General features: G+C 67.3%; 13 protein-coding genes. 6 read left to right on the plus strand and 7 right to left on the minus strand.

Going from position 1 to position 14126, the window contains the following annotated elements; translation table 11 throughout:
• Nucleotides 1-218 precede the first annotated feature (218 nt).
• From ABD210_RS29590 to ABD210_RS29610, 5 genes are all read left to right on the plus strand, one after another.
• On the plus strand, nucleotides 219-1145 hold the full coding sequence (locus ABD210_RS29590) for a hypothetical protein (protein WP_344115946.1): 927 nt from the start codon (nucleotides 219-221) through the stop codon (nucleotides 1143-1145).
• Nucleotides 1146-1463: 318 nt separating this feature from the next.
• A complete protein-coding gene (locus ABD210_RS29595; protein ID WP_344115948.1) occupies nucleotides 1464-2918 on the plus strand; it encodes an LCP family protein in 1455 nt (484 codons plus the stop codon).
• A 6-nt stretch (nucleotides 2919-2924) separates the two neighbouring features.
• A complete protein-coding gene (locus ABD210_RS29600; RefSeq protein ID WP_344115950.1) occupies nucleotides 2925-3950 on the plus strand; it encodes a glycosyltransferase family 2 protein in 1026 nt (341 codons plus the stop codon).
• A gap of 968 nt (nucleotides 3951-4918) precedes the next feature.
• Complete coding sequence (locus ABD210_RS29605; RefSeq protein ID WP_344115951.1) at nucleotides 4919-6691, plus strand: hypothetical protein; 1773 nt, start codon at nucleotides 4919-4921, stop codon at nucleotides 6689-6691.
• A gap of 86 nt (nucleotides 6692-6777) precedes the next feature.
• Nucleotides 6778-7257 carry a hypothetical protein gene (locus ABD210_RS29610; protein ID WP_344115953.1) on the plus strand — a complete coding sequence of 160 codons (480 nt, stop codon included), beginning with the start codon at nucleotides 6778-6780 and terminating at the stop codon, nucleotides 7255-7257.
• A 69-nt stretch (nucleotides 7258-7326) separates the two neighbouring features.
• On the opposite strand, the gene ABD210_RS29615 is transcribed toward ABD210_RS29610, so the two are convergent.
• The 6 genes from ABD210_RS29615 to ABD210_RS29640 all read right to left on the minus strand — a co-directional run bounded on the left by ABD210_RS29615 (nucleotide 7327) and on the right by ABD210_RS29640 (nucleotide 12310).
• Nucleotides 7327-8136, minus strand: coding sequence for an ABC transporter ATP-binding protein (locus ABD210_RS29615; RefSeq protein ID WP_344115955.1), 810 nt, complete (start codon nucleotides 8134-8136; stop codon nucleotides 7327-7329).
• Nucleotides 8123-9013, minus strand: a complete 891-nt coding sequence (locus ABD210_RS29620; protein ID WP_344115957.1) for an ABC transporter permease — start codon at nucleotides 9011-9013, stop codon at nucleotides 8123-8125. The genes ABD210_RS29615 and ABD210_RS29620 overlap by 14 nt, the downstream gene beginning before the upstream one ends.
• A 120-nt stretch (nucleotides 9014-9133) precedes the next feature.
• Nucleotides 9134-9628, minus strand: coding sequence for a beta-class carbonic anhydrase (locus ABD210_RS29625; protein ID WP_344115958.1), 495 nt, complete (start codon nucleotides 9626-9628; stop codon nucleotides 9134-9136).
• Between the two features lie 89 nt (nucleotides 9629-9717).
• Nucleotides 9718-10425, minus strand: coding sequence for a tyrosine-protein phosphatase (locus ABD210_RS29630; protein WP_344115959.1), 708 nt, complete (start codon nucleotides 10423-10425; stop codon nucleotides 9718-9720).
• Between the two features lie 50 nt (nucleotides 10426-10475).
• Complete coding sequence (locus ABD210_RS29635) at nucleotides 10476-11567, minus strand: iron-containing alcohol dehydrogenase family protein (RefSeq protein ID WP_344115961.1); 1092 nt, start codon at nucleotides 11565-11567, stop codon at nucleotides 10476-10478.
• A 5-nt stretch (nucleotides 11568-11572) separates the two neighbouring features.
• The gene (locus tag ABD210_RS29640) at nucleotides 11573-12310 is read right to left on the minus strand and encodes a phosphocholine cytidylyltransferase family protein (RefSeq protein WP_344115963.1); all 738 of its coding nucleotides are present in this window, start codon (nucleotides 12308-12310) and stop codon (nucleotides 11573-11575) included.
• 55 nt (nucleotides 12311-12365) lie between these two features.
• Here ABD210_RS29640 and galE point away from each other — a divergent pair, with 55 nt between their 5' ends.
• A complete protein-coding gene (gene galE / locus ABD210_RS29645) occupies nucleotides 12366-13319 on the plus strand; it encodes a UDP-glucose 4-epimerase GalE (RefSeq protein WP_344115964.1) in 954 nt (317 codons plus the stop codon).
• Here the strand turns inward: galE and ABD210_RS29650 are convergent.
• Nucleotides 13265-14119: a class I SAM-dependent methyltransferase gene (locus ABD210_RS29650; RefSeq protein ID WP_344116028.1), complete on the minus strand. Its 855-nt coding sequence runs from the start codon at nucleotides 14117-14119 to the stop codon at nucleotides 13265-13267. The two genes, galE and ABD210_RS29650, sit on opposite strands and share 55 nt — an antisense overlap.
• Between the last annotated feature and the right edge of the window lie 7 nt (nucleotides 14120-14126).

Raw genomic sequence — 14126 nt, forward strand, 5'->3', positions numbered from 1 at the left:
AGTCACCCTAGGACTCTTCGTATCCGATCACCACGGCCGCGGGCCATTACAACTCCGTGAAATCTTCGTCCCCGCACCAGAACGGAGGTTTTCCTCCGACTCTGCGGATTTTGCACATTGTTGTAGAAATCGATCTCCCGCAGGTTCAGGACTTGTGCTTAACTCCTGAGGTTGCCTTGGGCGACGATGCCTGGGGGACTCGAGATGGGGGAAACATCTTGCGTATCACCAAGAAGGTCATTGCCGTGTCCGTCGCGGTTGTTGCGGCGGCCGGTGGGGGGATCCTGGTCAGCTCGTCGGCCGACGCGGCCGAACCTACTCCGAAGACGATCGCCGCGGGCACGCCGCTCGGCCAGGGCAGCATCACCGGCTGGCACCTGAAGGACGGCACGATCTATGGGGCCGACATCAACCCCGATGTCGTCAAATGGTTCACCGGCACGTGGGACAACACAGTGACCTCCAACAGCGTGAAGGACGGAGCGCTCGGCGAGGTCGACCTGAATGCGGCCCTCAAGGCCAAGCTGAACGCGTCCGGCCCGACGTACCTGAAGCACTGGGGTCCGCTGAACCGGAACGTACTCGGCAACGGCCGGTCCGAACTCGGCAACACCAGCACCGCCGCCCCGCTGGGCGACGGTGCGCTGAACATCGACACCCCGTCTGCCGCCGACAAGGCGTCGTTCGGCAACGAGGTCGACTTCACCGGTGACCTCGTGAAGGACATCTCGAAGCTGGGTGTCTCGGTCTACACAACCGGGGAGAACGCCGCCCGAGGCAACAACATGCCGTCGATCACGTTCGAGATCAACCCGCACATCAGTGGCAGCACCCGCACCTATTCGTCGATGGTGTTCGCGCCGAACAACAGCACCAGCAACGTCTGGACTGCGCTGGACGCCACCGATGACAGCCTCGGCAAGGTCTGGGGTCTGACGGGCGCTGACATGCCGTGCAACATCAACGGTGCCCGGTGCACCTGGACCGAGTTGCAGGCCGCACTGAACGACGGCGGCGAAGACGCCGCTGTCATCAGCCTGGCGGTCGGCAAGGGCCGGGACTACGAGTTCCACGGCGCGGTGGACAAGCTGGTCTACAACGCCAAGACCTACAACTTCGAGGCCGCCGGAGTGACCGCCAGCTAGCGGTATGCACGGCCCTGTCGCGTGGGGCGCACCCGGGGATTCCCGGCTGCGCCCCGCGCGCACGTCCAGGGGAGTTCGCCGCTCTCTCTCCGTGTGGGGGCTGTTACCCTCAGTCTCCGGATCCGCCCCGCTCGAACCATCTGACCACCCACCACGTCGTACCAGGTGGTGGGATGGGGAAGAAGGTGCACGGCGGCGCGCCTGACAAGGTGGTCGTGGTGCCATGGCCATACTGAACGACGCGATACCGGCACAGGGAGACGCCGTCCCGGGGGAGTACCGGCACCAAACGCGCCGTACGGAGAACGGAAGGACGTCATGCCGCAGGAGAAGCGTGACCTGCGCAACCTTGCTGAGCCGGTTCGGTTCAAACGTGCGCTGACGCTGCTGCTGATGACGCTGATCCTGCCCGGTTCGGCACAGATCGCGGCCGGCAGCAAGCGGGCCGGCCGCTGGGCCTGGCGGGTGATCGGCGGCATCGTCGCGATCGTGGTCTTCCTGATCCTGCTGTCGTTGGTCTGGCGGTCGGGCACGATCAACCTGCTGGTCTCGCCACGCACCCTGCGAGTGGTGCAGATCCTGATGGTCCTGCTGGCGATCGGCTGGGCCGCACTGTTCGTCGACGCCTACCGGCTCGGCCGCCCGCTGACCCTGGAACGGAACCACCGGCTGACCACGAGCATCCTCGACGGCGTCCTGGTCGTTCTGGTCGTGGGCGCTCTTTTCTGGGGGAGCACGATCGTCTCCGCCCAGCGCGACTTCGTGGCGAGCGTGTTCGGCAACGGGCAGAAGTCGAAGGCGGACAAGGGCCGTTACAACGTGTTGCTGCTCGGTGGCGACTCGGGCGCCGACCGGATCGGCACCCGGCCCGACAGCATCACCCTGGCCAGCGTCGACTCGAACACCGGCCGCACGGTGCTGATCGGGCTGCCGCGGAACATGGCGAAGGTGCCGTTCCCGGCCGGCACCGAGATGGCCAAGCAGTTCCCGAACGGGTTCGAGTGGAACAACTGCGGCCACGACTGCTACCTGAACGGCGTCTACACCTGGGCGATGGGACACAAGCAGTTCTTCCCGGGGGTGAAGGAGCCCGGTCTGCTCGCGACCCAGCAGGCGGTCGAGGGGCTCACCGGGCTGAAGGTCAACTACTACGTGCTGATCGACATCGCCGGGTTCCAGCACCTGCTGGACGCGGTCGGCGGGATCACCGTGGACGTGGGCAAGAAGGTGCCGATCGGCGGTATCGGCAGCCCGATCAAGGGCTACATCCAGCCGGGGAAGAACCAGCACCTGGACGGGTACCATGCGATGTGGTTCGCGCGGTCCCGGGCGGGCGCCAGCGACTACGAACGGATGACCCGGCAGAAATGCGTGATGACCGCGATGCTGAACCAGCTGTCGCCGCAGAAGGTGCTGACCAAGTTCCAGAGCATCGCCTCGGCGAGTAAAGAGGTGGTCCAGACCAACGTCCCGGCCGGCGAACTGGGCACCATGACAGACCTCGCGCTGGACTCGAAGAAGCTCCCGGTGTCAAGCTTCTCGCCGGTCCCGCCGCTGATCCGCACCGGCGATCCGGACTTCGGCCTGATCCGTTCCAAGGTCGCCGAGGCGATCGGTAAGTCCGAAGCGCTGGACAAGGCGGCTTCGGACGGCAACGGTAAGAAGTCGAACACACCGAGTAGCACCCCGACGAAGAAGCCGAGCAAGCCGAGTTCCACCCCGTCCAAGCCCACCACCGACGTCGAAGACGTCGCTTCGATCTGTAAGGCCTGACCTGATATGGCTCTGTCCCACTGGCCCCCGGTGTCCGTCGTGATGCCGGTCCTGAACGAGGAACGTCACCTCGAGGAAGCGGTCGGCCGCGTCCTCGACCAGGAGTACCCCGGCGAGCTCGAGGTCGTCCTGGCGATCGGCCCGAGCAAGGACCGCACCCAGGAGATCGCGGATCGGCTGGCCGACTCCGACAAGCGCATCACGATCGTGCCGAACCCGACCGGCAAGACACCGGCCGGGCTGAACACCGGGATCTCCCAGGCCCGCCACGACATCGTCGTACGGGTCGACGGCCACGGCGTGCTGACGCAGGGCTACATCACCCGGGCGGTCGAGGTGCTGACCGAGAGCGGCGCGGACAACGTCGGCGGCGTGATGGCGGCCGAGGGGCGCACCCCCTTCGAGATGGCGGTGGCCTGCGCCTACCGGTCCCGGCTCGGCCTGGGCGCCTCCACCTTCCACCAGGGTGGCAAGGCCGGACCCGCGGACACGGTCTACCTCGGCGTCTTCCGGCGTACTGCGCTGGAGCGGGTCGGGGGATTCGACGAGTCCATGCACCGGGCCCAGGACTGGGAACTGAACTATCGGATCCGCAAGACCGGCGGGCTGATCTGGTTCAGCCCCGACCTGTCCGTCACGTACCGGCCGAGGTCATCTCTGGCTGCCGTGGCGAAGCAGTTCTTCCACACCGGCCAATGGCGTCGCGAGGTGATTCGCCGGCACCCGGAGACCGCCAACAAGCGCTACCTGGCCCCGCCGGTCGCGGTGGTCCTGCTGACGATCGGCACGGTTCTCGGCATCGTCGGCCTCGCCACCGGCGTCAGTTGGCTCGACCTGGGCTTCCTGGCGCCTCTGGGCTACGGCGTGCTGCTCCTGCTGGGTTCCGCCATGGAGGGCCGCTACCTCCCCTGGAGAGCCATCTTCTGGCTGCCCCTGGTCTGCGCCACCATGCACGTCTCCTGGGGCCTCGGCTTCATCATCGGCCTCCAGGAACGTCCTACCGGCCCAGCACTGGCTCCCCACAACGCCTAGCCCTACAGCCGGAGTTTGTGATGTTGCGGGGTCAGGCCCGCACTACCAGCGGTCACGAAGTGGGGACCTTGAACACCAAATAGGGACCGCGGACACGAAATAACGTGTTCAAGGTCCCGACTACCTGTCCCAGGTCCCCACTCTTGGTCAGGGCCGCACCCACCCCGCCCTCCGCGGCCTCTTGCCGAAAGGCATCATCACGAACTACGGCTAGTCGTACTAGCCCTCGTACGCCGGCCGGCAACCCCACGCGCCTTCTCCGTCGACGCTTCCGCCCTGGGCTCCTCGGGTCGCGGAGCCGGGTGTACCGACCGACAGGAAGTAGTGCCGGCCAGGCGCGGCGTACCGCCTGAAGCGCCGGCGTGGTGAACCGATCCGGCGACCTTTACCTGTCCGTCGGTACGTCGCCCTGATGCACAAACTGATTTGCGTAGATCTTTCGCCGTGGGCGACTACCTTTCACGCGGTAACAAGCCAGGTAATCCGAGGGTTTGGCTGTTTTGCGGAGAATTCTTCTTCGCGGTGACGTTCCCCTCGACCCACAAATAGCTTCCGATCTCGGCGGCGTGCCTCCAATTCCACCAAGGGCAAACCAAGCTGTGAGGTATCACCGACGCGGCAGGGCTTGGTCCCGGTGATCCTGCCTTTCCTTCAGATGCAGCGCGATCGCCCCGGTCCAGAGCTCTCATCACCGGGTGCCGCTGGTCATATTCACCAGCAGCGCGCACCTCGTGGGCTTCTATCCGACAAGCACGACTTGGGCGCTGCTACTCAGCAGACTCTCAGAAATTCCCCTCCGATTGGGTAGCTGCCGATCTCCTCACGGCGGGGGTATATAGACCCGCTGCTAGGAGGCATTGTTAAGGCTAGGGCGTGGGGTCCATCTGCGCGTAACAAGTCCGTGCCAAGTGGGGGGAACAAACATGATTGCAAGAACACGTCGGCGCTGGGGGGATCGCTACAGGTTGATGACTGTCGTAGCCGCAGTCATCATCGCCATGCTGTCGGTAGGGATCAGTGAAGCCAACGCGCAAGGGGGCACCGGTAAGCCGCCGGTGAAGGGTGCCGTCGCACCCGTCCCACTCCAGGTGCCGCGGCTCGGTGACCCGGCCTTCACTGCTAACACGGCAACGCTGCACGGTTTCGACGTCACCGGCGTGATCAGCAACGCGGTCGCCGACAACTCCTCGTGCCCGAACGAGGCCGAGGCCAGCCGCTTCGGCGGGTCGGTGACACTCAACGGACTGGAGATCACCGTTCCCTGCAACCTGGTCATCCAGATGCCGGCCAATACCTTCACGTGGGCAGACTTCGTGACCTACCAGGGTGGCAAGGTCCCGCTCGACGGCCTCGAGTTGCAGGCAGTCGGCAACGTCGTCACGAACAACGCCGACGGGGTCACCAGGAATATCGCGGCGCTGATGTACACCTCCCAGCAGACCCTCAACGGAGGGAGCGGCTTCGTCACGGGCATCGACTACGCGAACGGGATCCTCAAGGTCGAGAACCTCAAGGGGGCGGCCGGCACGGTCAACGTGCAGATCAACGACCCGAAGACCACGGGTACGATCAAGGACGCCACCGGTGCCGACACCGGCCGGCACAGCGCCGGCCAGTCACCGGACGGGCGGTTCAGCGTCGACCAGGCCAACCCGACCATCCACGCCGGTACCGGCTACCCGATGTGCATCCCGCGTACCGACCCGACGACAGGCCCGGACGACGCGGCCTGCCCTCAGCAGAACCGGCCGGCGCGCAAGGCCACGACGGTGAACAACGCTCCGGTGCCCGCAGTGGCCGCGTGCCGACTGTTCGGTAACGCCGGCGTCGCCCTACCCGCCAGCGGCGAGCTGACCCAGACGCCTGCGAACCAGTACTGCACCGAGTTCGTGATGCCGGCCGTGCCGGCCACTGGCGTCGTTCCGGCGAACACGCCGGACCCGCGGCAGCAGGCACCGTTCGAGATCGGCGATTACGTCAGCTTCGCCGGCACCAGGGTGGCGCTTCCGCTCGTGGACGGCTCGACCGTGGACGGCATCTCCGCGCACACCATCGAGGCCAACCTGGGCATCTACACCCAGCCCGGCACCCAGCCCAGCTACCTCGCGATCGGCGAGTTCGGGGTCGGTACCGGTGACCCGGTCGCGAACGGCGTCAACGGCGCCGCTCAGGAGGCCCAGAATCGCATCTTCCTGGAGGCCTCCACGACCGACGTCAAGACCCCGGTCGACATCTACTACCCGCAGGTCGACCCGAGCACCGGCGCGATCAAGAACCGTTGGGTGACCCCCTACGAGATGACCGGCGAGAACCAGACGCCGGCGATCGCGGGAGACCCGACGGGTGGCCTCACGACGCAGAACACCGGCCCGCAACCGCAGCGGGCCAGGATCCGGGCCACCAAGGCCGTGCTCCTGCTGCTGAACCAGCCGACCCGGACGGTCCGGGTGGCAGTCCGCACGCTGTGCAAGCCGAAGGCCGTGTCGGCGACCGATCCGACCATCGACCAGGCCGCGCTGGACGCCTGCCTCAACAACGCCCCCGTGGTGGCGAACGGTCTCCAGGCCGGGGAGTACACCGCTCCGGTGTTCGAGTACATCTTCCCGGAGAACGTGAAGCCGGGAGACCCGCTGGTGGCGAACGACCTGTGGCAGCTGCCCTTCCTCCGCAACGGCGAAGGGGCGACCACGGCGTCGGCCATCGGCCCGAGCGTCGGGGCGCTGACGCCCAGCCCGTGGTGAGCTGAGCGATCCGCACCACCGGTTGACGGGATCGGGGGGCCTTCCGGCCTCCCGGTCCCGTCAGGCTGCAAGGGGAGGAACTACGGATGCACACCAAGAGATCCGCGTGGGCAGCCGCCGTCGTGCTCAGTGTGTTGCTCTGCGCGAGTTGCGGTTCGACCCCGCAGCGGGCCGTCGCGCCGGCTCCCGCCATGACCACCGCCTCAGCTCCGACGCCGAACGGCGGTCGTCATGGCGGTCGTCATGGCGGTGGCGGTCCATCAGACGCCGCGGGGCGGCCTCAGCCCGCAGGCCTGCCGACCGCCTGGCCCGCCGACGTCTCCCTGCCGGCAGGCCCGATCCAGTACTCCACCGGCGGACCGGGCGGCTGGAGCGTCGAGCTCCTGATGAACGGTACGGCTGACGAGGTGACGAGGTCGACTGCCGACTTCTACACGGCGGCCGGCTTCACGCGCGAGTCCCCGACCACGTTCCGTCGGCCGCCCTACAAGCTCGTCCTGGCGACGGCGAGCCGCGACCACAGCGCGACCGACACGTATCTGGTCGTGACCGTCACTACTCCGTAGCAGGCTTAACTGTGCGCGGTCCGGAAAGCGGTCGGATGGGGGGCTTCCTGGCACGTCATCGGCTGTCACTCAGCGTTTGCCGGTGGCTTCCTGGTTGTAGGCGTCTACGACCTCTTTGACATCGCCGTCCATGCGAAGAATGCCCCTGTCGAGCCAGATGGCGCGGTTGCAGGTGTCCAGGACGACGTCGAGGCTGTGGCTGACCAGGAAGACGGTGCCGGCCTCGTCGCGGAGTTGCTTGATCTTCTGCTCGGAGCGGACCCGGAACTCGGCGTCACCGGTCGCCAGGGCCTCGTCGACGAGCAGGATGTCGTGGGTCTTGGCGGAGGCGATCGCGAACTTCAGCCGGGCCGACATGCCGGACGAGTACGTCGACATCGGCAGGTCGATGAAGTCGCCGATGCCGGAGAACTCGACGATGTCGTCGTAGCGCTCCTCGATCTCGGCCGCGGACATGCCCATCGCCAGACAGCCCAGTACTACGTTCCGGTCGCCGGTGAGGTCGTTCATCATGGCCGCGTTGACGCCCAGCAGGGACGGCTGACCGCCGGTGTAGATCGCGCCGGAGGCGGGCGGCAACAGGCCCGCGATCGCCCGCAGCAGGGTCGACTTGCCGGAGCCGTTGCGGCCGATCAGGCCGATCGCCTCGCCCTTGTACGCGGTGAAGCTGACGTTCTTGACCGCGTGCACCTCGCGGATGGTCGGGCGGTCCTGGCGCTTGAGGATCCGGCGGAACGCGCTCGCGGCCGTGCCCTTGCCGCCGGTGCCGGCGGTCACCTTGTAGATGATGTTGACGTTGTCGGCGATCACAGTGGGGACAGCATCCGAGGCCGGGGCCGGAGCCGCCGGAGTCGGAGCTGCCGTCTCAGCCACGGCCATACCTGTCCTCCGCACGCCAGAAGTAGATGAATCCGCCGACGACCGAGATCCCGGCCCAGATGATCGAGATCTCCCAGGCGTGCGGTAGCTGGTTCTTGACGTGCTCTTCGAGCACCGCACGGCGGGCGACGTCGATGTACGCCGAGATCGGGTTGAGCGACAGGACCTGGATCACCCAGCCGGGGGCGTGCAGCCCCTCCAGCTTGGCCGGGATCGAGAAGAAGATGCCGGACGCGTACAGCCAGGTCCGGGTGATGAACGGCAGCAGTTGGCTGATGTCGCTGAGGAACGCGCCGAGCCGGGCGAAGACCAGGGTGGCGCCGACGTTGAACAGCGTCTGCAGGAACAGGGCCGGGACCAGCAGGAGCCAGTGCCAGTTCGGCCCGGTGGTGAAGCCCACCATCGCGAGCAGGATGGCCATCGAGAGGAACATCTGGTTCAGCTCGTTCACCACGTAGGCCAGCGGCAGCGTGGCCCGTGGGAAGTGCAGGGTGCGGATCAGGGACATGTTCGCCGAGATCGCGCGGGACCCCTCGGTCATCGACCGCTGCGTGTAGGTGAACACGAACATGCCGCAGATCAGGAACGCGGCGTAGTTCGGGATGCCGTTCTTGGTGCCGAGCAGGACGCCGAACGCGAGGTAGTAGACGCCCGCGTTGAGCAACGGGGTGAGGACCTGCCAGATCGAGCCCAGCCGGGCCCCCGCGTAGACGGCATAGGTACGGGCCCGGGCGTAGCTGACGATGAACTGGCGACGGCCCCACAGGTCACGAAGGTAGGTCCGGAGCGGCGGTCGTGCCGAACTCCTGGACAACCCATAGCGCTCGGCCATTGCCGCCAGTTCAGCGGTCTTGGCCGACTCGGCGGCGGTTGACATGCGGGCCAATCTACTGGGCCAGGGCCCAAGATCTGACATCGGAGCCCCCTGAACCGTTTCAGGCGCGTCGCAGGCCGCACACCGCGTCACCGCAATCGCTCGGTGACGCAGCGATCGCCGTCAGTCCTTGACCTCGCGAAGCCTGCCCGTCTCCACCTCGTAGACGAAGCCGCGGACCGAGTCCTTGATCGGGATGAAGGGGTCCGCGGCGATCCGCTGCAGCGATTGCCGGACGTCCTCCTCGACGTCGGGGAACGCCTCCGCCGACCAGTCCGGCTTGAGACCGGTCTCGGCCTGGATGGCGGCCTTGAACTCGTCGTCGGTGAAGGTCAGCATGCCGCAGTCGGTGTGGTGGATCAGGATGATCTCCTTGGTGCCGAGCAATCGCTGACTGATCGCCAGGCTGCGTCGCTCATCCGCAGTGATCACGCCGCCGGCGTTGCGGATCACGTGGGCGTCACCCTCGGACAGGCCGAGCAGGCCGTACGGGTTGAGCCGCGCGTCCATGCACGCGACCACGGCGACGTGCTTGCCCGGAGGCAACGGCAGGTCGCCCTTGTCGAAGTTCGCCGCATACCGCTCGGCGTTGGCGAGCAGTTCGTCGGTCACGCTCATGGTGCACCTTCCAGAACAAGTTGACTAAGCCAATAGACAAAGCTAACTTTTCCGCGTCGTTCCGTGCAGCCGTCCCAGCCCGTGGACGCTCAGGCGACCAGGCGGGAGCGCAGTACCGCTAGTTGCTCGGTGGTCAGGCCGCCGTGGCGCAGGTAGGCCTCAGGGCCGCCGTAGGCCTTGTCGAGGTGGTCGAGGATGGCGACCAGCGACTCCGCCCGGGTGTCGCGGAACTCGATCATCTCGGGGTGCAGGGACGCATCCGGCTCGGCAGCGAGCTGCTCGGCCAGGTAGGGAGCGAGCCGCTCCTGGGTGAGGAAGTAGTCAGCGACGATCTCCTCCTCCGGTACGCCGGCCACGCTCAGCGCGAGGGCTACCACCATGCCGGTGCGGTCCTTCCCGCCGTAGCAGTGCACGACCACGGCCCCGTCGGGTGCCTCGGCGATCGCAAGCACCGCGGCGGCGAAGAGCTCCGGATGGAGGTCGAGCATGGCGATACAGGCACCGACGATGGTGGTCGCGCCCGCGTCGGGATCCGCCGGGTCCGCTAGCGGCATGTGCAGGCCCAGCAGGTCCTCGGTGAACGGGGTCGGGAAGCCGGTGAGCTCCCCTTTCGAGCGCAGGTCGAGGACGCGGCTCACCCCGGCCCGCCGGACCACCTCGACGCCTTCGGGGGACAGGAACTGCAGGCTGTCCGCACGGATCAGGGCGCCGTCGCGGATCCGCCCACCATCCGCCGTCGGCAGCCCGCCGACATCGCGGACGTTGCGACAGTCGGGCCAGTCGAGCTGAGGGCTCACAGGATCCTCCAGAGGGTCGGCTCGCCTCGATCCTCGCTGGTGGAAGGGCCTCAGTCGAGGACGACGCCCTCGGGCATGGCCGCCCCGTCGGAGCTGATCCGGGCGTAGGCGTGGTCGTTGAAGGCGGCGACCTTGTCCGCGATCCGGGCCGGGGTCAAGGACGACTCCTCCAGCACGGTGATCCGGCCCGGCCGGGTCTGCGGCGCGTAGTCGACGATGGCCGCGAACTCCTCCAGGCTGAACCCGAGGTCCGACGGCCGGACCGGCAACTCGTGCCGGTGCAGGCAGTCCACGGTCGCGTGGAACCGGTCGAGATCGCCGCGCAGGAACCACGCGAACGCGGCCCCGAGCCCGACCTGCTCGCCGTGGTACCCGCGCCGCTCGGGGTGCAGCAGGTCGATCGCGTGCGAGATCTCGTGGCAGGCGCCGGATGAGGGCCGCGACGTACCGGCGACGACCATCGAGATGCCGGACAGCACCAGTCCTTCCGCCAGCGTGGCGAGGAAGCTGTCCTCGAGGATGCCGCCCGGGTGGTTCATCACGGCCTGCGCCGCGGTCCGTGCCAGCGACACCGCGAGTCCGTCGATCTCCTCGCCCCGCAAGGCGTGCGCGGCCTCCCAGTCGGCGATCGCGGAGAGGTTCGAGACGATCTCGCCGATCCCGGACCGGACCGACCTTGGCGGCGCCTGCGCGATCAGATTCAGGTCGACGAGGACGGCGATCGGCGCCGGTACGCCGTACGAGCCGCGACCGGCGTCGTTGTCGAGCGTGCTGATCGGCGAGGCGATGCCGTCATGCGCGAGGTTGGTGGCCACCGCGACCATCGGCAGGCCCAGCCGGGCGGCGGCGAACTTGGTCACGTCCAGCACGGTGCCACCGCCGACGCCGACGATCGCGTCGTACCGCTGGGAGCGGACCTGCTCGACCAGCTGGATCGCCGCGTTGATCGTGCCGCCCCGCACCGAGAACCAGTCCGCCCCGGCGAGCCCGCCCGCGAACGCCTCCTGCACAGTCGGCCCGTACGTCGAACCGACCGCGATCGCCACCCGGCCGGAGGTGGAGATCCGTTGGTCGGCGAGGATCGTGCCCAGCTCGGCGAGAGCACCGCGGCGTACCTCGACGACCAGCGGCGCGGTGATCATCCGGGCTAGGAGGGGCATACGATCTCTCGCGCCCTGGCCAGGTCGTCGTGGTTGTCGATCTCGACCCAGTCGACCCTGCCGATCGGGGCGACATCGATCCGCCGGCCCCGGTTCGCGAGTTCCTGGTAGCCGTCCTCGTAGTACAGGTTCGGGTCGCGTTCCCAGGTGGTGCGCAGCGCGTCCGCCAGATCCTCAGCGGCCGCCGGCTCGACCAGGGTGAGCCCGATGTACTCACCCGTCGCGTCGGCCGGTTCCATCAGCTTGGTGATCCGCTCGACCCCCTTCTCCGCAGACCAGATCACCTTCATCTCCTCGTCCGCCAGCGGCTTCTCGGCGTCCAGGGCGAGGATGATCCGCCGGCCGTCGCCGCGAGCCTCCAGCAGGGTGTGCTCGACCGACACCGGGTGGACCGTGTCGCCGTTGGCCAGCAGCATCCCCTGGCCGAACAGATCTCGCGCGCACCAGAGGGAGTAGGCGTTGTTCCACTCCAGGGCCTTGTCGTTGTAGACCAGCTCGAGGGTCACGCCATACCGGCTCTCCAGCTCCTTGCGCCGGTCCTCGATCGCCTCCGCGGCGTACCCGACCACGATCGCCACGTCGGTCAGCCCGACCGACGCGAAGTTCGCCAGGGTCAGGTCGAGGACGCTGGTCTTCGCGTCGATGGGCACGAGTGCCTTGGGCAAGGTGTCGGTATAGGGACGCAGGCGGCGCCCGGCTCCCGCGGCAAGGACGAGTCCGATCATCCGAGGATGCTACTGCCCGCCGACCCGGTTGGGGGCTGATGAGAGGATGCCGGACATGACATGGCTCGTGACTGGTGGTGCCGGGTACATCGGGGCGCATGTGGTGCGCGCGTTCCAGGCTGACGGGATCGACGTCGTCGTGATCGACGACCTGTCCAGCGGGAAGCCGGAGTTCCTCGTGCCAGGGGTGCCGTTCGTCGAGGCGAACCTGCTCGACGGCGAGGCGACGCGCAAGGCGCTGGCCGGGGTCAGCGGCGTGGTGCACCTGGCGGGGTACAAATACGCCGGGGTCTCGGTCGAGAAGCCGATGCACACCTACACCCAGAACGTCACCGCGATGGTCTCGTTGCTGAACGCGATGGCGGACACAGGCGTTGAGAACATCGTGTTCTCGTCCAGCGCAGGCGTCTACGGCACGCCCAAGGACGAGGTGGTGACCGAGCAGACCGCCCCGGATCCGCAGAGCCCGTACGGTGAGACGAAGCTCGTCGGCGAGTGGTTGCTCCGGGACGAGGCGAAGGCCGTCCCGCTGAACCACACCTCGCTGCGGTACTTCAACGTGGTCGGCTCCGGCGACCCGAAGGTGTACGACGCGAGTCCGTACAACCTGTTCCCGATCGTCTGCAACCTGCTGACGCAGGGGAAGATCCCGCAGATCTACGGCACGGACCACCCGACGCCGGACGGCACGTCCGTCAAGGACTACGTGCACGTGGCCGACCTGGCTCGGGCGCACGTGGCCGCGGCGCGGGCCCTCGACTCGGGCAAGACGCTCGAGCCGGTCTACAACCTGGGCAGCGGGACCGGGACGTCGGTCCGCCAGATCATGGACGCGGCCCGTCGCGTCACCGGGATCGACTTCACCCCGACCGAAGGACCTCGTCGCCCGGGCGACCCCTCTCGGGTCGTTGCCTCCGGCGAACTCGCCGCGCGCGACCTGGAGTGGAAGAACACCTACACGGTCGACGAGATGTTCGCCTCCGCCTGGGCGGCCTGGCCGAAGGGCTGAGCGACAGCATCGAAGCAGGCTGTCGGGATGGTGAGGGAGAGCTCCGTCGCCTCCGAGCGACGGTTCAACTCGGCCTGCAAAGCTGTGAAGACCCGGTCGGTGTCCTCGGCCGGCACGATCGACTTCCACCCGTCGAGGAAGCCCAGCCGGATGAAGTAGTGGTTCAGGAGTGCGGTGCCGTCGGCGAAGCGCATCCGGAACGAGCTCTCCACGAAGCTCGTGACGAATCCCGCGGCCTCCAGCAGGGCCGCGGTGCTGCCGATGGTCGCGCGGTGGTCGATGTGCCGGTCAAGCGGCACGAGGTCGAGGCCGAACTGGTCGAGCACCTGCCGGTAGGCGTCGTAGAACTCGGCCATGTGGCCCACGAGGTTGGTGCTCAGCAGCAGGCGACCACCTGGCCGTAGTACGCGATGGCATTCGGAGAGGACTCTTGCCGCGTTGTCGAAGTTGTTGATGCCGAGGTTGGACACCACCACGTCGACCGACCCGTCCGGCAGGGCGAGCTCCGCAGCGTCCGAGATCACCAGCTCGACATTCGACAACTTCAGGTAGTCGACCTTCCGTCGCAGCACGGCCATCGCCTCCGCCCACGGATCGACCGCGATGATCCGCGACTCGCTGCCACACCGCTGGGCGAGCTCGACGGCGAGAAAGCCTGTGCCTGCGCCGATGTCGACCACCGTCTGCCCACGGCGGAGCGGCACGTGCTCGAGGATGAGCTGCCCGAACGGCGCCGACCACAGCGGCAACTCGTCATAGTGGTTCGCGATCTCGTCATCAGCCGCCAACGCGACCTTCATTTCCTCC

It is taken from the genome of Kribbella alba (assembly GCF_039529635.1).
Lineage (GTDB): Bacteria > Actinomycetota > Actinomycetes > Propionibacteriales > Kribbellaceae > Kribbella > Kribbella alba.

Bases quoted from the DNA above. Each gene is read 5' to 3' on its own strand.
- ABD210_RS29620 (WP_344115957.1), bottom strand. From the start codon at position 9,013: ATGTCAACCGCCGCCGAGTCGGCCAAGACCGCTGAACTGGCGGCAATG.
- ABD210_RS29610 (WP_344115953.1), top strand. From the start codon at position 6,778: ATGCACACCAAGAGATCCGCGTGGGCAGCCGCCGTCGTGCTCAGTGTG.
- galE (WP_344115964.1), top strand. From the start codon at position 12,366: ATGACATGGCTCGTGACTGGTGGTGCCGGGTACATCGGGGCGCATGTG.
- ABD210_RS29650 (WP_344116028.1), bottom strand. From the start codon at position 14,119: ATGAAGGTCGCGTTGGCGGCTGATGACGAGATCGCGAACCACTATGAC.
- ABD210_RS29600 (WP_344115950.1), top strand. From the start codon at position 2,925: ATGGCTCTGTCCCACTGGCCCCCGGTGTCCGTCGTGATGCCGGTCCTG.
- ABD210_RS29605 (WP_344115951.1), top strand. From the start codon at position 4,919: ATGACTGTCGTAGCCGCAGTCATCATCGCCATGCTGTCGGTAGGGATC.
- ABD210_RS29615 (WP_344115955.1), bottom strand. From the start codon at position 8,136: ATGGCCGTGGCTGAGACGGCAGCTCCGACTCCGGCGGCTCCGGCCCCG.
- ABD210_RS29595 (WP_344115948.1), top strand. From the start codon at position 1,464: ATGCCGCAGGAGAAGCGTGACCTGCGCAACCTTGCTGAGCCGGTTCGG.
- ABD210_RS29625 (WP_344115958.1), bottom strand. From the start codon at position 9,628: ATGAGCGTGACCGACGAACTGCTCGCCAACGCCGAGCGGTATGCGGCG.
- ABD210_RS29640 (WP_344115963.1), bottom strand. From the start codon at position 12,310: ATGATCGGACTCGTCCTTGCCGCGGGAGCCGGGCGCCGCCTGCGTCCC.
- ABD210_RS29635 (WP_344115961.1), bottom strand. From the start codon at position 11,567: ATGATCACCGCGCCGCTGGTCGTCGAGGTACGCCGCGGTGCTCTCGCC.